The organism is Vibrio gelatinilyticus, from assembly GCF_022836845.1.
Taxonomy (GTDB): Bacteria; Pseudomonadota; Gammaproteobacteria; order Enterobacterales; family Vibrionaceae; genus Vibrio; species Vibrio gelatinilyticus.
On record NZ_JAJNNZ010000003.1, the window covers coordinates 162348 to 181136 of the forward strand.

Here is an 18789-nt window from a genome sequence, read left to right on the forward strand (position 1 = left end):
AATTTTCTATTCGGGTGATCCATTTAGGAGTCCAAGTTGTACAAAGTATTAAATTGTACAAGCTGGGGAAATTACTATGAGAACGATTGTTGTTGGGATTAGTTCATGCTTACTGGGCGAAAAGGTGAGGTTTGATTCGGGCCACAAACAGAGTTCCTATGTTAACCAAGAACTCTCTGCGCATTTTACCTTTAAGTCGGTTTGTCCAGAAGTGTCGATTGGATTGTCGGTACCGAGGCCGACCATTAGGTTGATGTCGGACGATGAGAGAATCCGTCTGGTCGAGAGCAAAGACAGTTCTAAAGATTATACCGATAAGATGGAGACTTTTTCACGCGATAAAGTATCAGAACTTGCCAGTCAGGATTTGTGCGGCTACATCGTATGCGCTAAATCACCTACGTGTGGAATGGAGCGAGTCAAGGTTTACACTGAGAAGCACGCTACGACCGACGGAATCGGTATTTACACTCGTCAGTTAATGAAAAAGATGCCGTGGCTACCTATCGAGGAAGATGGACGTCTAAATGACCCGGTACTTAAAGAGAATTTTGTCGCGCGTGTGTTCGCCCTGAATGACTTTTATCAAAGCATGGACGGGAGCCCAAGTGCCGGGAAAATAGTCGCGTTCCATTCTCGTTATAAATTGGTGTTGATGGCTAATCACCCCGAATCGTACAAATCGCTTGGGAGTCTGGTTGCCAAACAACACTTACTAGAGCCTGAGGATTTTGCTTATCAATACCGAACAGGCTTTATGAATGCATTGAAAAACCGTTCGAGCCGCAAAACCACGACTAACGTATTGATGCATATTCAAGGTTACTTCAAGCGTGATTTAACCGCCTCAGAGAAATCAGAACTAGCGCGGGTTATCGACGATTACAGAACGGGGCTTCTGCCTATTTTGGCACCCTTGACACTGCTCAAACACTATTTAGAAAAGTACCCGAATGATTACTTGCATCAGCAGAAATTTTTGCAACCTCATCCAGAGGAGCTGAGGTTACGTTATGGATTGTAACAAGCAGCTTTCTATCACTGAAGTATCGGAGCGAACGGGTATTAACCCAGTGACCTTAAGAGCTTGGCAACGAAGGTATAATCTAGTGCAACCTGCTCGCTCCAAGAAAGGGCATCGGCTATACAGTGCGCAAGATCTTAAAACGATAAAGGAAATCCAAGGCTGGCTCGCTAAAGGGGTGTCTATTGGTAAAGTGAAGACATTAATCGAGTCGACAGAACTTAGCGGTTCTCCTTGCCCAGAAAACAGACAGTTGGAAGAGGTTCATTTAGCGATAGAGTATCTTTCGAAACTCGATATGCCGAAGCTCCAACAGCTTTTGGTTATCTTGTTTAAGGAATATCCCCTTGGTGTAATTGAATCACAGTTTGTTTATCCGATAATTGACACTCTAGGGCTGCTCAAGTCGGCGCAGCAACAGAGTCAGAAGCATCTTTTTAAGACAGTTGTGAAACAACGACTAGCTTGGCTGATTGAGTCAGAACGTAAGCTGTTAAGAAGTGCTCAGAGCGCGTTGATTATTGTAGTCGGCGCGCCTGGCTCAGTTTTTGGATGGTTTCGCTATGCAAGATTGCAACGAACCCACAAAGTCACCTTTCTAGAAAACATGAATGATATGAGTTCTTTGTTGAAACCTCAGCTTTTATCACGCTTTGACGGAATAGAAATTCTTAGCGGTGAACATGTCAACGCGAAATTAGTACACCAGATCAAACAACTGCAGGCCCTGTCACCAGCCACGGTCACACAATTATCCGCTGTAACATCCTATTTAAATCAAGCTAATTAAGAGGTTGCCTGTGAACATTGTACTATTTCGTCGTGATCTTCGTGTTGAGGATAACCGGGCAGTTGCTGCAGCATTTGTTGCAGGAGCCCCGGTTATTGCTGTGTATATTTCAACGCCCGCTCAATGGCAACAGCATTGTCTATCTCCTATGCAGGCGGATCTCATTGAGCGTAGGTTGAAGGCACTTCGAGAGGAACTAAGCCAATTCGAAACGCCAATGATCTTTATCGAGTGTTTGGATTTTGATTCAGGAAACCAGTGGCTAGTGGAGTTTTGTATCAAGCAGAGAATTGAACAGGTGTTTTTCAATCGGGAATACGAAGTGAATGAGCTGCGTCGTGATGAAGATCTCGTTCGCCAACTCAATAAAAATAAAATACAGTCGCAGTCTTTCGATGATAAATGTGTATTTTCACCGGGCTCAATTAAAAATCGGCAAGGTAGCTATTACAAGGTATTTACACCGTTCAAAAACGAGTGGATGAAACGATTGCTGGTGGGTGGCGAGATGACGCAACCTTTTATGAGGGCAGAGCCAAAGCCAAAGCCAAAGCTAAATATTGATATTGAGGGTGAGTTTGACTTAGAACTGACGCAAGCAGAGATTGCTCTCAACTATCCTAAAATGGATAGCCGATCCTGGCATTCCGATAGTGAAGCAATACAGGAAGTTTTGAATGATTTTTGTATAAACAAGAGTTGTGACTATCAACAAAACAGAGATTTTCCATCGGTGGATGGAACAAGCCAATTGAGCCCATACCTAGCGATCGGCGCACTTTCCGCAAGACAGTGTATAAGGGCTTTGCTCTATTATTCTCGCGGTAATGTGACCAAAGGTGGGGACATCTGGCTAAGTGAACTGGCGTGGAGAGATTTTTACACACATTTGCTGGTCGCGATGCCAAAGTTGTCTATGAATAAAGCGTTTTTGGATTGGGAGTGCAAGGTTGCTTGGTCTGGGGATAGAAATCACTTTCAAAACTGGGCAAAGGGTCAGACAGGTTACCCCATTGTTGATGCGGCGATGAGACAATTGAATACCACAGGATGGATGCATAACCGGCTTCGAATGATTGTGGCTAGCTTTCTAACCAAAGATCTGCATATTGATTGGCGCGAAGGAGAACGTTATTTTATGAGTAGACTCATTGATGGGGATTTTGCAGCTAACAATGGTGGGTGGCAGTGGTCGGCATCAACAGGGTGTGATGCTCAACCTTACTTCCGGATCTTCAATCCAACCTCGCAAGGCGAAAAATTTGATTCAGATACCCGCTTTATTACCCATTGGATCCCTGAATTAAAACCTGTTCCGGTTAAGTTACGGCATAAACCGTGGTCATGGGATCAGGCCGAAAGTTTGGACTATCCTCCACCAATTGTTGATCACAAGGTAGAAAGAGAGATAACCTTAGGGATGTATAAAGAGGCAAAAGGTTAATTTAATGATTCGTACAACGTTAGCGTTGGTTTGTTTATGCGTTGCTCAATGGGCCAGCGCAGCGACCTATCCGTTCCCTAAAGAGGGGAGTTCGATAGTAGGGACGATCCAGTATCATGATGTGCAGGCCGGAGAAACGATGTCGGATATTGCTAAGCAGTACGATGTTGGCTTTTTGTCTCTAATGGCAGCCAACAAAGGCGTTGATCCTTTTCTACCTCAAGCTGGTCATGTTTTAACCATACCTTCTCAAGCTATTTTACCCAACGTCTCATACGAAGGTATTGTCATCAACTTGGCAGAGCTAAGGCTGTATTATTTTGAGCCTGAGCATAATGTGGTACATATCTTCCCTGTCGGTATAGGCCGCATTGGTCGTGATACGCCTGAAATGACGACTAAAATCAGTCAAATGCGCGAAAGCCCAACATGGACACCACCTAATTCTATACGCGAAGAATATTTATTAAACGGTATCGAGCTACCAGCAGTAGTGCCTGCCGGGCCTGATAATCCGCTCGGTGACTTTGCGATTCGATTGGCTTTTGGCAGTGGTACGTATCTGATACATGGCACCAATAAAGAATTTGGTATTGGAATGAGAGTGAGCTCTGGTTGTATTCGAATGAACCCTAAAGACATCGATTGGTTGTTTAATAAGGTTAATATCGGACTAAAAGTTAGAGTTATTGATGAGCCAATTAAGGTGGCACTTGAACCCGATAGAAGCATTTTTATCGAAGCGCACGAGCCACTCACGCGCAGTGATGGTACAAAAAAAGACATGGTGGTACCGCAAGAACTACAATGGTGGCTCGAAGAGTTTGAAGTGAAAGATACGATCGCCAGAGCGGCAATTGTGGCGCAAAATGGGGTTCCGATAGAGGTCGTTGTTGCGAATTAATATAGTCTACGAACTTCATTAGTTAATAAAAAACACCTGCAAAAGCAGGTGTTTTTTATATTGGCTCAGGTTACTTTGTGTAAGACTGTGCAATATTATCAATACGCTCGTTGGCTCGTGCCGCTTCTTCTTTTGCCTCCATCGCGTTTTTATTAGCTTCCATAGAACTTGAGTCTACTTGGCTCTTAAGTGCTGCTACTTCATCACTTAATTGAGAAACTTGGTTATTCAGATCAGTCATTTGTGATTGTGTTTCTTCATCTGGACCCGACGCACAACCAGCCAAAAGAAAAACAGATGACGCTGCCGCTGCGATTAAAACTTTATTCATGAGAACTCCTTAAGGATTAATTTAATACCGCCTTGCACACCACTTATTCGCACATGGCTTGTTTTTGATTGTAGTGCGTATTTTTAATTCCGCCCACTTTTTAAAAGTCAGGGAAACCAAAAAATTAGGACATAAATTCGCAAATATCGTTTTGTCTTATTTATGAGAATAGCAGATGCTAAGATTCTGTGATCTACGTCGAATATCGAACTCTGTCATATGGCTAACTCATTGTTTGAAAGCCAGTTATCTTTTTACTAGGTGGCTGTATGTTTACTGAATTCAAGATCTGAGCCTTCAGAGGACAAATTGGGTCTTTTTGTGCTGCAACAACAAAGGTGGTTTGCGTATATAATTTCAGGTATGATTCGCCTCTTTTCGCACAGTCCGGCTCATTTAAAGAATAGCCAAGCTTAATATCCAGGAGATGCAACTTGCAATTTAAAGACCTAGGCCTTGATAACCGTTTGCTGAAAAACTTAAGTCACTATGGCTTTAAGAAAGCAACCGAAATCCAACGAACAGCTATACCAGTTGCGATTGCTGGCAAAGATTTGTTGGCTTCTTCGAAGACGGGCTCTGGTAAAACTTTGGCGTTTGTTCTTCCAATGCTGCATAAATCGCTTAAAACTAAAGCGTTCTCTGCAAAAGATCCAAGAGGTGTTATTTTGGCACCGACCCGCGAACTTGCTAAGCAAGTATATGGCGAATTACGCTCTATGCTGGGTGGCTTATCTTACGAGGCAGCGTTGATATTAGGTGGAGAAAACTTTAATGATCAGGTTAAGGCTCTAAAGAAATACCCGCGATTTATCGTAGCAACGCCAGGGCGTCTTGCCGACCATCTTGAACATCGCTCTCTGTTTCTTGATGGTGTAGAAACGTTTGTACTAGATGAAGCCGACAGAATGCTTGATTTAGGGTTTGCTCCGGAATTACGTCGAATTCATAATGCAGCGAAGCACCGTCGTCGTCAGACTCTAATGTTCTCAGCAACGCTTGACCATGCGGAAGTGAACGACATCGCTGCTGAAATGCTGGACTCACCAAAACGCATTTCGATTGGAGGCTCTAACGAAGAGCATAAAGATATCACGCAGCGTTTCTATTTATGTGACCATTTAGATCATAAAGAAGCGATTTTGGAGCGGGTTATCCAAGAGGCGAATTACAAGCAGGTCATTATCTTCACCGCGACGCGTGCAGATACAGACAGATTGACCAACGTGCTCAACGAGAAGAAGCTCAAAGCGGTAGCGCTGAGTGGTAACCTCAACCAAACACAGCGCAATGCCATCATGAGCCAGTTTGAAAGAGAAGTGTTTAAGATTTTGGTGACCACAGATGTCGCTTCTCGCGGTTTAGATATCGCCAACGTAACGCATGTTATTAACTTTGATATGCCAAAACATACCGAAGAATACGTGCACCGCGTTGGTCGTACTGGTCGCGCTGGTAATAAAGGCGATGCTATTTCTCTGGTTGGTCCAAAAGATTGGGACAGTTTTAAGCGAGTAGAGACTTACTTACAGCAAGATCTAACGTTCTCAGTGCTTGAAGGACTAAAAGGTAAATTTAAAGGACTGAAGCCGAAAAAACCTGCGTTCAAAAAGCGCCCGACGAAAAAAGTTGCCGCGAAGCAAGATAAAAAAGTAACGGCCAAAAAACCAGCTCAGCGCGATAAGAGTTTCTACCAACATGTCGCGGTTGGTGATTCGGTCTTTATCCCGAAAAAGAAAGTTAAGCCAGCACCGAGTGATGATTAATCACTTTTAGTCATCGGCTGATTAAAACATCGCCTAATTGAGTGCTTGCAAATTAACCTCACTGTAATACTAAACGTATTGGTGAGGTTTTTTTGTATCTAAGCGATGCTATATTAATAAATTTTTGAATTAATTTATTATTTAATATCAGTGGCTTAATTCATTCTCCTGCGCATTGCCTCCTCAATATTTAAGCTTGTCACACACCCTTAAATTAAGTGAAACACAACTGTCATATTTACCCTCTAAAGTTAGCAGCGTCCAAACGAAACTTAACGGCAATAAGGCCAACAAAGGAAATTGTGATGAAAAAGACAGTTATCGGTGCAATCGCTCTACTCGGCGCACTAGCAGTGACTCCAGCTTCGGCTAAAGAAACTATTTCAGCGGTAGGTTCTAGCAGCGTTACGCCACTGATGGAAGTTTTCTCAGAAACATATATGCAGCAAAACTCAAACGTATTTATTGAAGTCCAAGGACCGGGTTCTTCAGCGGGCGTTAAAGCAGCGAAAAACGGTTCTGCAGATCTTGGTATGTCATCTCGTGAACTCAAAGACTCTGAGAAAGAACCTACTTTAATTGAAGAAGTGGTTGCGCGCGACGGTATTGCGGTTGTGGTTAACCCAGCAAATGGCCTAAAAGGTCTCACTGCAGAGCAAGTGACGGCAATCTATAAAGGCGAAGTGAATAACTGGAAAGACGTTGGTGGCGCAGACAAGCCTATCGTTGCTATTACACGCGATACCGCTTCGGGCACTCGCGGTGCATTTGAAGACATCATGAAATTGAAACGCAAAATTGGTGATGTGAAAGTCACTGCGATTTCGCAACGCGCACAAGTTGCAAACGGTAACGGCGCCCTAAAAACAATGGTTGCTAGCAACCCTTATGCGATTGGCTATATCTCGCTAGGTACGGTTGACAGCTCTGTACAAGCTCTTGAAATCGATGGTACGCCAGCTTCAGTCGACAACGTTAAAAATGGCTCTTACAAAGTAGCGCGTCCTTTCCTTGTACTTTACAAAGATGGCAAGCCATCGACTGAAACTCAAAAATTCCTAGACTGGATGTTGACCGACGATGCACAAGCTATTGTTGAACGCAAAGGCTACATCTCAGTAAATTAAATTTCCGTTATCCCAACATATTGCTCAGCCTACCATTTCGGGCTGAGCCTTTTGTATCTATCTCGAATTTTCGACGTGTAGACTTTTATGACCATCGCAAACAGTAGTGAGAAGCTTATGAGTAACCAAGCGACTCAAACCAGCACTCGTAGTCTAAAAACTAAGACGCGAGTTGACTGGAAAGAACGCATTTTCCACGGACTATTTTTAACCAGTGCCGTTATCGGTATCGTGTCTTTAGCCGTGATTGCTTATTTTATAGTTAAAGAGAGTATTCCAGCATTTCAGCAAGCGGGTGTTTCTGGCATCGTATTAGGCCAAGATTGGTTGCCACCTGCGTTGTATGGTGTAGCGACCATGATTGTTGCCTCTGTTGTGTCAACATTGGGAGCTGTAGTTGTGGGCGTACCAATTGGTGTACTTACCGCCATTTTTATTGCTGAAATCGCGCCTAAGCGCTTGGCAGATATCATTCGACCTGCGGTCGAGTTACTGGCAGGTATCCCTTCTGTCGTTTATGGCTTTTTTGGCCTCGTCATCATCGTTCCACTTATTCAACAGCTGTTTAATGTTCCAGCGGGTAATACGATTCTTGCGGGGATTATTGTTCTCGGCGTGATGATACTGCCGACAGTAATAACGGTCTCTGAAACGTCGATCCGTGCTGTGCCTCGAACCTATAAGGAAGGTTCACTGGCATTGGGTGCATCCAAAATTTTCACCATTTTCAAATTGCTCGTTCCAGCAGCTCGCTCAGGAATTATGACGGGTGTTATCTTGGGGATCGGCCGAGCGCTGGGCGAAACGATGGCCATCATTATGGTGATGGGGAATGCACCAGCGATGCCACAAGGCATCTTGGATTCTGCTCGTACACTAACCGCGAATATCGCTATTGAAATGTCCTATGCAAGTGGTATTCACGCGAATGCGCTGTATGCGACAGGCGTCGTGCTGCTGGTGTTTATTATGACGCTAAATGCTGTTCTTCTTTACTTAAACCGTGAAAAAGCGAAGTAACGATATGGATACTGTAAAACTTAAAAAAGCACGTCAGACCAAAGATTACATTCTAAATGTATGCGTTTGGATGGCAGCAGCTCTAACCGTCGGCTTCTTATTTTGGATTATTTGGTACATCTTATCCAATGGCTTACAGCATGTAGATTGGAAGTTTATTACTGATAATTACACGCGCACAACGGATGAACATGGCATCTTCCCGATGATTGTCTCAACGGTATATATGGTGATTGCTTCTATAGCGGTTGCGGCGCCACTTGGCATTATGACCGCTATCTATCTTACCGAGTACGCCAAAGTTGGCAGTAAGTTGGTCAAGATTATTCGATTCTGCACAGAATCATTAGCGGGTATACCTTCGATCATCTTCGGTCTATTTGGTATGACATTTTTCGTCGCTATTTTAGGTCTCGGATTTTCGATTCTCTCAGGTGCACTGACTCTCAGTATTTTGATTTTGCCTGTGATCATTCGTACTACAGAAGAAGCGCTGATGGCCGTTTCTCAAACTTATCGTGAGGGCTCATACGGGCTAGGCGCTTCAAAAATCTACACAATTTGGCGTTTGATTTTGCCAAGTGCTATGCCAGGGATCTTAACATCGGTGATTCTAAGTATTGGGCGTGTCATTGGGGAATCCGCGCCAGTTTTCTTAACGGCAGGAATGGTTGCTCGAATCCCTGATTCGTTACTCGACTCTGGACGCACACTAACGGTTCACCTATATAAGTTAACCACAGAGCTATTTACCATTGAAGAATGGAATCAAGCGTACGGTACTGCGACAGTTTTGATCGTGTTAGTGTTGTTGATCAATATGGTCACAAAAATAATCGCAAGTCGTTTTAACACGGCAACGTACTAAAAAATAGAGATACAGCGACGCCAGACCATAAAGAGCAGTCGCTGATAGCACAACTGCAAAGTATTTAGAGACGAGAAGATGAACAAATTTAAAATTGAAAACCTAGATTTATATTATGGCGAAAACCAAGCGCTTAAATCCATCAACCTACCTATACCAACGCGTCAGGTTACGGCATTGATTGGCCCTTCGGGTTGTGGCAAATCGACTCTGCTTCGTTGCCTTAATCGAATGAATGACCTGATCGAAGGTGTAAAAATAACGGGTAATCTAGAAATGGATGGCACGGATATTTATGGCAATATTGACGTGGCTGATCTTCGTATCAAAGTGGGTATGGTATTCCAGAAACCCAATCCGTTCCCTATGAGTATTTATGAAAACGTGGCATACGGGCTACGTGCTCAAGGCATCAAAGACAAAAAGCACATTGATTCGGTAGTTGAAACCTCTCTTCGCAGCGCTGCACTTTGGGATGAAGTGAAAGATCGCTTGAAGTCTCATGCCTTTGGTCTCTCTGGTGGTCAGCAACAACGTTTGTGTATTGCGCGTACTATCGCAATGCAGCCGGATGTGATTTTGATGGATGAGCCGACATCGGCGCTCGACCCAATTGCGACACACAAGATTGAAGAACTGATGGAAGAGTTAAAGAAAAACTACACCATTGTGATCGTTACGCACTCAATGCAGCAAGCTCGTCGAATCTCTGACAGAACGGCATTCTTCTTAATGGGCGAACTGGTAGAACATGATGAGACCAACGTGATCTTTTCTGATCCACGAGATGACCGCACGAAAGGTTATGTTAATGGTGATTTTGGCTGATCTTCATTTTGAACCGACCATCTGGGGTTCCTGAATTATCACTATAAAAAAAAGCGATGGTAGTTTTGCCCCTCTTTCTAAGAGGGGCTTTTTTGTCTGCCTTCAATCATCTCATTGGTGATTTACTAAATGAATTGAATGAAGAGTTCTTTGTCTCTTTCTATTTTTGGGCAGGGCGAAGCATAAACCAGTAGGGGAAGTTTTCACTTTTAGATAGTACTTCAAAGCCCCGGCGCTCAAAGGTTTTGACGACTTTTTCGCTCGATGCAACCACATAGGTTGGTTTACCGGCGTGATCAGCCTGGTCGGTAACTGTTTTTATTAGTGCGCCGGCAAGCCCTTTGCCTGCGGCCTTTGGTGAAACCCCAAGGCCCCATAGCCAGTAACAATCTTGCATAGGCGGAACGGCTAACATTTGCTCGCAGACTTCCTTGGCAATTTCTATTCGACTCGAACCCATCATTCGCGTGACAATTGCAAGCAGCTCCATCTTTTGCATAACGTCAGCCTGATGCTGGCCAGGAGCACGCATGATAACGCAGCCCTCATTGTCTGCAGTGGTATAAACTTCTCCTCCAGCTAACCCCCATTCGCCGATGGCCCAGCGCCAATAGGCATCATGAGCGAATTCTGAAACTTCGTCTTGGCGCAATGCAGCTTGCATGGCTTCGTTGTTGGCATAGGCATCAATAAACATCGTACTGAGAGCAGGTACTGTAGAATAATCCGCGTTAATAATTTTCAAATCTGACATGCTACTTCCTCATGGCGGTTTAAGTTGATAAATGTATGAATTTAAACATTAGCATGGTTAAAGCGTTACGTGCCAGTATTCTGTAAAGTATAAGAAAGCCATAGGTGACCGACAGTGAATGTCGGATATCAGCGACAAGAATTGAGTGCGTTGAAGAGAGTCTCATTGCTTCATTGAGGACGATACGAAAAAGGGTCAGCACGTGGCCAACCCTTTTGAATGATGCTGCCAATGATGCGCAAACTTCTTCAGGAGAGAGAAAGTAGCGCTATTAACACGTTACTCGTAAGATCTAAAAAATAGACCATTGTCGTTGGGCCTATCAGAGATCCGTTGAATAACTCCTACTCGCTAAAGCGACTCAGTACGTCAAGCGCATATTTCATGCGTTCTGCGTCGATTTCTTGTTTGGGAAGCAGGCGATTTCTGCCATCTTTGACTTCATACAAGCCATTTCCCTTTAAAGAAAAGATCTTATCTTTAGAGACTATCGCATAGTCGCCGTAATCAGAAATAATGGTATACGGGCGCTCAACGTACTCACCATATAAGTTTTCACCGATGGAGTAGTCCTTAACGTCGGTTGTAACACCAAGGTAGTTGCTCATCAGTGTTGGTACCATATCGAAGTGAGTGGTCATCTCTCCCTGAGGCCATTGGTTTGCTTGCTTATCCACGCCAGCACCAATCATGATAAAAGGGACTTTAACCTGAGCTTCGGTGAAGTTTCCGTTGTGGCCCCAGAAGTTCTGACCGTTATCGTTCAGCTCTTCGCCATGATCACCAGTAATGACAACTACCGTGTCGTCAAGTGTGCCTTGTTCTTCAAGTTTCGCAAACACTTGCTTGATTAAGCTATCGACGAAATGGGTGCTGGTACGATAGCGATTAAAAATAGGCTCTGGATCGGAATCGTTGCTTCGGACAAATGGGTTGTTCGGACCAGACATTGGCTCAAATTTAGGTTCGTAATCGTCAGGGAAGATGAAACCGTGTGGCGCATCAAAGAACAGAAACGAAAAGGTCGGCTTGTCCGAGCGATCTTCGTACCATTTTGTCCAGTCATCGACTAACTCGATATCACGTTCTGCGGCATTGCCCATACTCTTACCGCGAATACGGAGATTTGGGATATTGGCGAAAATCGTGCGATTGAATTCCGGTGATTCGATGTGTGCAGAGGTAAAAATACCAATGTTGTAATCCAATTCTTGCAAGCGATCCATTAAAACGGTGGAGCGCTGGTTGGCAAGCATTGGGTGCCAGTATGGACCTGGAAGACCGTAGAACAAACCAAAGGTACCCATACGCGTCGCATTGCCTGACGCATAGTGTCGGTCAAACGACAATCCCTCTTGAGAAGCTTGGTACACTGTCGGCATATATTCTTGCGTGACGGTGTCAGAGCGCCAGGAATCAATCAAGATCACCATGATATTTTTTGGCTGCACTGGTGCAGTACCAACAATAGGTGAACGAGGGTAGTTTAGCCCACCTTGAATAGTTGGTTTTTTTGCTTGCTTCTTCGCTAATTCTTCACGATCCAAATAGCCATGTTTCATCAAAAATGAATTCGCGATTGTTGGATAAAATAGCGGTAGGTATTGATTCACGAAAAGTACGGGTTGGTAGGCTGTTGCCGCTGCCCAAATATGAATGCTGTGGCTTGCCAGAGTCGTCGCTAAAAACAGCCCCATAAACACTTTGCGAAGCTTACGCGTCAGAGCAAACTGTTTGTATTCTACTCGGCCTAGAACCCACCACTGAAGAGCAAAAATCGATGCCATTCCAGCTGCGAGTACTAACCATGCCGTCATTGGGAACTCAACAATTTGTCCTGAAGCTACAAGAGAAAGAACAGGGTAGTTTAGGTGAAAGCGGTAAAAACCAAACACCATGGTATCGACAATTAAAAAACTGATTGCAATCGTTGCAAACAGGGCCAGCACCACTCGCTTTGCCTTAAAAGGCAAGAAGCACAACACCATGCAGACCAGACCAAATACCAAGGCCAGCAAGCTCATGTGACTAAATACACTGGTAACGGTGAAGGCAACCTGTGCCGTATCAAAGGGGACATCAGGAAAATAGGAAAAATAGCGTATAGCGACGAGCGTTGCCAAAAGAGAGTTAAAGATTAGAAACTCATAGTAGGGGCTCAACCGAGTTTTCAAAAACGACAACATATTGAATAACCGTTAAATTTAATTTGTATACCAGAAAAATTTGATCAGGAAGTATAGTCCCAAATTTCACTTAAGACTACAGGAAAATGATGCATTTGTCAGGCACGTAATTCACGTGCAATACAGTGAAGGGAGATGGTGACTCTGAGTTAAATGGCCCCCATTTGAGGGCCTAAGGTGTGGTAGCGCTTATAGGCTAGGCAATAGGTTGTCGGGCATTAATGAATTGTGCTTACAAAGCTTAAGAATTGTATTGGCTTTCGCAATGTCTGGCGCAAAGTAGCGATCTTTATCGTAGAAAGGGACGCTTTCTCTCAGGATATCCTTTGCTTGCTCTATTTTTTTTGATGATTTTAGCGGTGTTCTGAAATCTAATCCCTGCGCCGACGCTAAGTACTCGACAGCCAAAATTCCGCGTGTGTTCTCGGCCATATCAGTTAAGCGACGCGCTGCGAATGTTGCCATTGAGACATGATCCTCTTGATTTGCAGACGTTGGCAGGCTGTCGACTGAGGCTGGGTGGGCGAGCGTTTTGTTCTCACTGGCTAGAGCTGCGGATGTGACTTGCGCGATCATAAACCCTGAGTTTACGCCACCATTGTTAACCAAAAATGGTGGCAGCTTACTCAGTGCACTGTCTATCAGCAGTGCCATGCGACGCTCCGATAAGCTACCAATTTCAGCGATAGCAAGTGCAAGATTATCGGCAGCCATTGCAACAGGCTCTGCATGAAAGTTACCGCCAGAGACAATGTCGCCATCATCCGCAAAAACGAGAGGGTTATCGGAGACCGAGTTTGCCTCAACCTCCAATACCTCGGCGGAGTTGCGGATCTGCTGTAAGCAGGCCCCCATGACTTGAGGTTGACAGCGTAAGGAGTAGGGGTCCTGCACTTTCTCGCAGTCATCGTGAGATTCTCCAATCTCACTTTTAGCGTCGAGTAAGTAGCGGAACGCAAAAGCGGCATCCATTTGACCTCGATGACCACGCACACGATGAATTCGAGGATCAAACGGCTTTCGACTGCCCAGTGCCGCATCCACTGACATCGCCCCACAAACGGTGGCCGAAGCAAACAAATCTTCGGCTTGGAATAAACCTTCAAGCGCCAAAGCAGTCGAGGCTTGTGTTCCGTTGAGTAAGGCTAGTCCTTCTTTCGGGGCAAGGGTAATGGGCGCTAGCCCTGCGATTTGTAATGCTTCCATACCTGTAATCAGGCGACCATTGTGTCTTGCTTCACCTTCGCCCAGTAATATCGTGCTCATATGAGCCAATGGGGCGAGATCACCAGACGCACCAACGGAGCCTTTTTTTGGTACGCAAGGATAGACTTGAGCGTTCACTAGCTCAATAAGAGCCTGAATCACAGATAGCCTAATTCCTGAGTAACCGCGCGACAGGCTATTGATCTTCAGAACCATCATTAAGCGCACGGTCTCATCATCCATGAACTCGCCAATGCCAGCAGCATGAGACAGCACGATGCTCTTTTGTAGAACTTCCAGATCTTCTGGTGCGATACGGGTATTGGCCAGCAAACCAAACCCGGTGTTGATTCCATAAACTGTTTTGTTGTCGGCAATGACAGCATTGACAACCTCGGTACTGGCATTGATATCCACATGTGCGTCGACATCGAGCATTAAGTTCACTGGAGAACGACTGATTTGTCGAAGTAGAGGCAATGATAGCTCACCGGGTTTCAAAACTAGATTTAACATCTCGTGATCTTCCATATTGTTGTTATTCGTTATTGAGTGTGCGATTGAGCTCGGCAAGTTCAGCATTGATCATTGGCAAGTCTAAACGTTGTTCCTTTGCGCACTGCTTGGCAATATCGTAGCCAGCATCAGCATGTCTCATGACACCAGTTGCCGGATCATTATGAAGCACACGGGCGATTCGTCGGCTGGCATCCTCGCTACCATCGCAGCAAATGACCATCCCCGAATGTTGAGAAAACCCCATACCTACGCCGCCGCCGTGATGAAGTGATACCCAGGTCGCGCCTCCGGCTGTATTGAGAAGCGCGTTAAGTAGTGGCCAATCAGAAACGGCATCAGAGCCATCGAGCATGCCTTCCGTTTCGCGGTTAGGGCTTGCCACCGAGCCAGAGTCCAAATGGTCTCGTCCAATAACGACGGGGGCTTTGAGTTCGCCATTTTTGACCATTTCGTTAAATGCTTGGCCAAGGCGTTCACGATCTTTAAGACCAACCCAACAAATACGTGCAGGTAGCCCTTGGAATTGAATGCGTTCGCGCGCCATATCGAGCCAATTATGAAGGTGAGGATTGTCTGGGATCAACTCTTTGACTTTTTGATCTGTCTTATAAATGTCGTCTGGGTCACCGGAAAGAGCAGCCCAGCGAAATGGACCAATTCCTTCACAAAAGAGTGGGCGAATATAGGCAGGGACAAATCCAGGGAAGTCGAACGCATTTTTAATGCCTTCCTCGAGCGCCATCTGGCGGATATTGTTGCCGTAATCAAGTGTCACCGCACCGCGCTGTTGCAGTGTGAGCATTGCTTGAACTTGCACGGCCATCGAAGCTTTTGCTGCCTTGACCACACCAACTTCATCCACTTTCCTTTGCTGTGCAGCGTACTCCATACTCCAGCCTTGGGGTAAATAGCCATTAAGAGGATCGTGCGCAGAGGTTTGGTCTGTAACGACGTCAGGGGTGATGTCTTTGTCTACCAGCTGCGCAAAGATGTCCGCAGCATTACCTAACAGACCAACAGAAATAGGTTTGTCAGAATGTTGAATGACCGCGAGCGCCTCATCCAAAGTATGGGCTTTGACATCAACATACCCCGTACGTAGCCGATAATCGATACGTGACTCATCGCATTCAACGGCAAGCATGGAAAAGCCGGCCATGGTGGCAGCAAGAGGTTGAGCCCCGCCCATGCCGCCCAAGCCACCAGTCAGGATCAGTTTATTGGTGCCTCTACCATCGAAGTGCTTTTTCGCTATCGCAACGAAGGTTTCGTATGTACCTTGAACGATGCCCTGAGAGCCAATGTAGATCCATGAGCCTGCGGTCATTTGCCCATACATCATAAGGCCCTGCTTATCGAGCTCATTAAAGTGCTCCCAATTTGCCCAGTGAGGGACTAGGTTTGAATTGGCAATTAGGACTCTAGGTGCATCTTTATGGGTTGGGAATACGCCCACAGGTTTACCGGATTGAACCAGTAAGGTCTGATCGTCTTCTAGCCGCTGAAGGACTTCAATGATTTTGTCATAACACTGCCAGTTTCTGGCTGCTCGACCTATGCCACCATAGACCACGAGCGATTGAGGATGTTCTGCGACATCAGGATCAAGGTTATTCATCAACATGCGAAGAGGCGCTTCAGTGAGCCATGATTTGGCACTCAGTGTCGTGCCCTGTGGTGCTCGAATCACGCGCGTCTCATCGTTGCGAGAATCAATCTGTTTGGTCATTGGATTTATTCCTTTTGCTTCGCTCTTTGGCGATTGTTGCTGTTAGTTATTAGGTTGTTGATCACCGAGAGAATAAACGCTCATTGTGCGCGCTATTTCCCAACATAGCCGCGCCGCTAGGCGACCACTGTGATTATCGATATCAAAGTCTGGGTTTAGTTCTGCGAGATCCGCAAGCTTGAGTTTGTGTTTGTTTTTAAGCACTTGTGCTATTAATGGCCATAGGTTTTCATACGAAACCCCAAACGCAGCTGGCGCACTCACGCCGGGCATTTGCGCTGCTGGGAAAACATCCAAATCAATGGTCAAGTACACAACATCGACGGTGTCGATAAAGTGTTGAATTGTCGCCAAGTGAGCGTCTTCATTGCGCGAGTTAATTGCGCTATCTTCGATGTAACCAACGTGTAGCTCGCGTGCTTTGTTGTATAGGGCTTGAGTATTGCTCGTCGGCGATACACCAATACACAGGTAATTGAAATCCAGATTGGAAGTGAGGCAGTAATCGGAAATTTGGGTAAAGGGAGTGCCGGAGCTTGCGCAAAGTGCGTACTCGTCGGAACGGTATTCACGAAGATCAAAATGAGCATCAAAATTAATGATACCGATGCGAGGGGACGCTTCATGTTGACGAAGGTGTTGTGCTAGACCCGAAAACGAAGACCAGGCGATCTCATGCCCGCCCCCCAAGGTAATCACAAAGTGCTGATCCAAAAGCTGGCTGATGACCAAGGCAGTTGTGGCCTGGCCTTGCTCTAATTCACCCCGTTGGCAGGCTATGTTACCCGCGTCGATTAGCGTGCTATTAAGTGGCCAGGCGAAGTTGGCTAAACACTGTCTAAGATGGTTTGGGCCTTTTGCGGCACCGATGCGCCCTTGATTGCGTTTCACGCCAGTATCGGTTTCAAAACCGATCAAAACTACACTTGGATCTTGTTGCAAGATGCCGTTAAGAGGAGCTTGAATCACACTATTGTGGACGCGTAGCCCTTTCAAGCCATCTTCTTTATCTGTGCGTCCTGACCATATGAAATCTCTACGTAATTGCTGTTGAAGAACGTCATTTGTATTAGACATAATCCAATCTCCCGTTCACGACGCGGCAGTACAGGGAGTTGAGCCCGATCTGATAGCTTAGCTCCGACGGGTGAGACATGTCCCAAACCGCCAGATCAGCACAGTTGCCTTCCTTCACTTGGCCAATAACATTTTGTTTCCCAAGAGCTTGTGCTGCGTGGTTGGTCACACCTCTGAGTGCTTCTTGAGGTGAAAGCCCAAACAGAGTACAAGCCATATTCATCATCAAACGTAAGTCAGCAAATGGCGATGTACCTGGATTCACATCGGTGGCGATGGCCATTGGAACATTATGTCTTCTCAGAAGCTCAATCGGTGGCTTACGTGTTTCTTTTAGAAAATAAAACGCACCAGGCAGGAGTGTTGCCACGGTATTTGCTTTGGATAGCGCCTCTACGCCAGGTAGATCTAAATACTCAATATGATCCACAGACAATGCTCCGTAACGAGCCGCCAGCGCTGAGCCTCCCATATTACTTAGCTGTTCGGTATGACCTTTGATGGATAAGCCATGCTTAACTGCACTTTGGAATACTCTTTCGCTCTGTTTCAAATTAAAGCCAATCGACTCACAAAAGACATCAACGCTGTCTGCCAATTGATGCTCAGCACAGTAAGGGATCATGTCTTGGCAGATCCAATCGACATAATCGTCAGGGCGTTGCTGATACTCTTTGGGAACGGTGTGCGCGGCGAGCAGCGTCGTATGAACATTGATTTTTCGATGACTTTCCAATGCTTTGGCTGCTCTTAACATTTTGATTTCATGTTCAAAACTAAGACCATAACCGGACTTGATTTCGACGGTAGTGCAGCCAGAGCGAATTAAGCTGTCAAGCCTGGGCAACGCGAGCTCTATGAGATGTTCTTCACTAGCAAGTCGAGTCGCTTGAACCGTAGAGTGTATGCCGCCGCCGTTCAAGATAATTGACTGATAGGAGGCGCCTAACAAGCGTTGTTCAAACTCTTGTGATCGGCTTCCAGCGAAAATGAGATGTGTATGAGAGTCAATGAATCCGGGCGTAATGAGCTTGCCCTGACAGTCTAGAATCGTGTCGAAATCTTCAAGACTCATATTAAATTCGGATTGATGACAAATGCGATCGATCACGCCGTCTCGGATCGAAATGGTTGAAGGCGCGCTGACGGCGTACCCTTCATCGCCCGCAAGCAAGCTAGTATAATGGACATTAGTGAGTAATAGGTTCATGAGTGA

Annotated in this window: 16 protein-coding genes; 9 read left to right on the top strand and 7 right to left on the bottom strand. The window is 45.5% G+C overall.

The window, feature by feature from the left end; genetic code table 11:
• Positions 1-76 precede the first annotated feature (76 nt).
• Genes LNL84_RS04910 through LNL84_RS04925 form a run of 4 tightly spaced genes read left to right on the top strand, consistent with a single transcriptional unit; the run spans position 77 to position 4162 of the window.
• A complete protein-coding gene (locus tag LNL84_RS04910; protein ID WP_244355592.1) occupies positions 77-1024 on the top strand; it encodes a YbgA family protein in 948 nt (315 codons plus the stop codon).
• Positions 1014-1814 (top strand): MerR family transcriptional regulator, encoded by an 801-nt coding sequence (locus LNL84_RS04915; RefSeq protein ID WP_244355594.1) that lies wholly within the window; start codon positions 1014-1016, stop codon positions 1812-1814. Before LNL84_RS04910 ends, LNL84_RS04915 begins: the two co-directional genes overlap by 11 nt.
• Before the next feature lie 10 nt (positions 1815-1824).
• Positions 1825-3258 carry a deoxyribodipyrimidine photo-lyase gene (gene phrB, locus LNL84_RS04920; protein WP_244355596.1) on the top strand — a complete coding sequence of 478 codons (1434 nt, stop codon included), beginning with the start codon at positions 1825-1827 and terminating at the stop codon, positions 3256-3258.
• 4 nt (positions 3259-3262) lie between these two features.
• The gene (locus LNL84_RS04925) at positions 3263-4162 is read left to right on the top strand and encodes a L,D-transpeptidase family protein (RefSeq protein ID WP_244355598.1); all 900 of its coding nucleotides are present in this window, start codon (positions 3263-3265) and stop codon (positions 4160-4162) included.
• A 70-nt stretch (positions 4163-4232) separates the two neighbouring features.
• Here LNL84_RS04925 and LNL84_RS04930 read toward each other — a convergent pair whose 3' ends face one another.
• Positions 4233-4493, bottom strand: a complete 261-nt coding sequence (locus LNL84_RS04930; protein WP_244355600.1) for an Lpp/OprI family alanine-zipper lipoprotein — start codon at positions 4491-4493, stop codon at positions 4233-4235.
• A gap of 434 nt (positions 4494-4927) precedes the next feature.
• Between LNL84_RS04930 and LNL84_RS04935 the strand changes: the two genes are divergently transcribed.
• From LNL84_RS04935 to pstB, 5 genes are all read left to right on the top strand, one after another.
• The gene (locus LNL84_RS04935) at positions 4928-6259 is read left to right on the top strand and encodes a DEAD/DEAH box helicase (RefSeq protein ID WP_244355602.1); all 1332 of its coding nucleotides are present in this window, start codon (positions 4928-4930) and stop codon (positions 6257-6259) included.
• A gap of 305 nt (positions 6260-6564) precedes the next feature.
• Entirely contained in the window at positions 6565-7386 is an 822-nt protein-coding gene (locus tag LNL84_RS04940) for a phosphate ABC transporter substrate-binding protein (protein WP_244355604.1), read from the top strand.
• Positions 7387-7473: 87 nt separating this feature from the next.
• Positions 7474-8406, top strand: coding sequence for a phosphate ABC transporter permease subunit PstC (gene pstC, locus LNL84_RS04945; protein ID WP_244355606.1), 933 nt, complete (start codon positions 7474-7476; stop codon positions 8404-8406).
• A gap of 4 nt (positions 8407-8410) precedes the next feature.
• Entirely contained in the window at positions 8411-9274 is an 864-nt protein-coding gene (gene pstA / locus LNL84_RS04950; RefSeq protein WP_244355608.1) for a phosphate ABC transporter permease PstA, read from the top strand.
• A gap of 78 nt (positions 9275-9352) precedes the next feature.
• Positions 9353-10102 carry a phosphate ABC transporter ATP-binding protein PstB gene (gene pstB / locus LNL84_RS04955; protein ID WP_244355610.1) on the top strand — a complete coding sequence of 250 codons (750 nt, stop codon included), beginning with the start codon at positions 9353-9355 and terminating at the stop codon, positions 10100-10102.
• Between the two features lie 160 nt (positions 10103-10262).
• On the opposite strand, the gene LNL84_RS04960 is transcribed toward pstB, so the two are convergent.
• From LNL84_RS04960 to hutI, 6 genes are all read right to left on the bottom strand, one after another.
• Positions 10263-10856 carry a GNAT family N-acetyltransferase gene (locus LNL84_RS04960; RefSeq protein WP_244355611.1) on the bottom strand — a complete coding sequence of 198 codons (594 nt, stop codon included), beginning with the start codon at positions 10854-10856 and terminating at the stop codon, positions 10263-10265.
• A gap of 344 nt (positions 10857-11200) precedes the next feature.
• On the bottom strand, positions 11201-13042 hold the full coding sequence (locus LNL84_RS04965; protein ID WP_244355613.1) for a DUF3413 domain-containing protein: 1842 nt from the start codon (positions 13040-13042) through the stop codon (positions 11201-11203).
• 189 nt (positions 13043-13231) lie between these two features.
• Positions 13232-14764 carry a histidine ammonia-lyase gene (hutH, locus tag LNL84_RS04970; RefSeq protein WP_244355615.1) on the bottom strand — a complete coding sequence of 511 codons (1533 nt, stop codon included), beginning with the start codon at positions 14762-14764 and terminating at the stop codon, positions 13232-13234.
• A 22-nt stretch (positions 14765-14786) separates the two neighbouring features.
• Positions 14787-16496 carry a urocanate hydratase gene (hutU, locus tag LNL84_RS04975; RefSeq protein WP_244355617.1) on the bottom strand — a complete coding sequence of 570 codons (1710 nt, stop codon included), beginning with the start codon at positions 16494-16496 and terminating at the stop codon, positions 14787-14789.
• A 42-nt stretch (positions 16497-16538) separates the two neighbouring features.
• The gene (hutG, locus tag LNL84_RS04980; protein ID WP_244355619.1) at positions 16539-17573 is read right to left on the bottom strand and encodes a formimidoylglutamase; all 1035 of its coding nucleotides are present in this window, start codon (positions 17571-17573) and stop codon (positions 16539-16541) included.
• Positions 17566-18783, bottom strand: a complete 1218-nt coding sequence (gene hutI, locus LNL84_RS04985; protein WP_244355621.1) for an imidazolonepropionase — start codon at positions 18781-18783, stop codon at positions 17566-17568. Before hutI ends, hutG begins: the two co-directional genes overlap by 8 nt.
• Positions 18784-18789 lie beyond the last annotated feature (6 nt).

Coding starts and splice junctions, on each gene's coding strand:
- hutI (WP_244355621.1), bottom strand. CDS start 18,783: ATGAACCTATTACTCACTAATGTCCATTATACTAGCTTGCTTGCGGGC.
- hutH (WP_244355615.1), bottom strand. CDS start 14,764: ATGTTAAATCTAGTTTTGAAACCCGGTGAGCTATCATTGCCTCTACTT.
- pstC (WP_244355606.1), top strand. CDS start 7,474: ATGACCATCGCAAACAGTAGTGAGAAGCTTATGAGTAACCAAGCGACT.
- LNL84_RS04930 (WP_244355600.1), bottom strand. CDS start 4,493: ATGAATAAAGTTTTAATCGCAGCGGCAGCGTCATCTGTTTTTCTTTTG.
- pstB (WP_244355610.1), top strand. CDS start 9,353: ATGAACAAATTTAAAATTGAAAACCTAGATTTATATTATGGCGAAAAC.
- LNL84_RS04965 (WP_244355613.1), bottom strand. CDS start 13,042: ATGTTGTCGTTTTTGAAAACTCGGTTGAGCCCCTACTATGAGTTTCTA.
- LNL84_RS04910 (WP_244355592.1), top strand. CDS start 77: ATGAGAACGATTGTTGTTGGGATTAGTTCATGCTTACTGGGCGAAAAG.
- pstA (WP_244355608.1), top strand. CDS start 8,411: ATGGATACTGTAAAACTTAAAAAAGCACGTCAGACCAAAGATTACATT.
- LNL84_RS04925 (WP_244355598.1), top strand. CDS start 3,263: ATGATTCGTACAACGTTAGCGTTGGTTTGTTTATGCGTTGCTCAATGG.
- hutG (WP_244355619.1), bottom strand. CDS start 17,573: ATGTCTAATACAAATGACGTTCTTCAACAGCAATTACGTAGAGATTTC.
- LNL84_RS04960 (WP_244355611.1), bottom strand. CDS start 10,856: ATGTCAGATTTGAAAATTATTAACGCGGATTATTCTACAGTACCTGCT.
- hutU (WP_244355617.1), bottom strand. CDS start 16,496: ATGACCAAACAGATTGATTCTCGCAACGATGAGACGCGCGTGATTCGA.
- LNL84_RS04940 (WP_244355604.1), top strand. CDS start 6,565: ATGAAAAAGACAGTTATCGGTGCAATCGCTCTACTCGGCGCACTAGCA.
- LNL84_RS04915 (WP_244355594.1), top strand. CDS start 1,014: ATGGATTGTAACAAGCAGCTTTCTATCACTGAAGTATCGGAGCGAACG.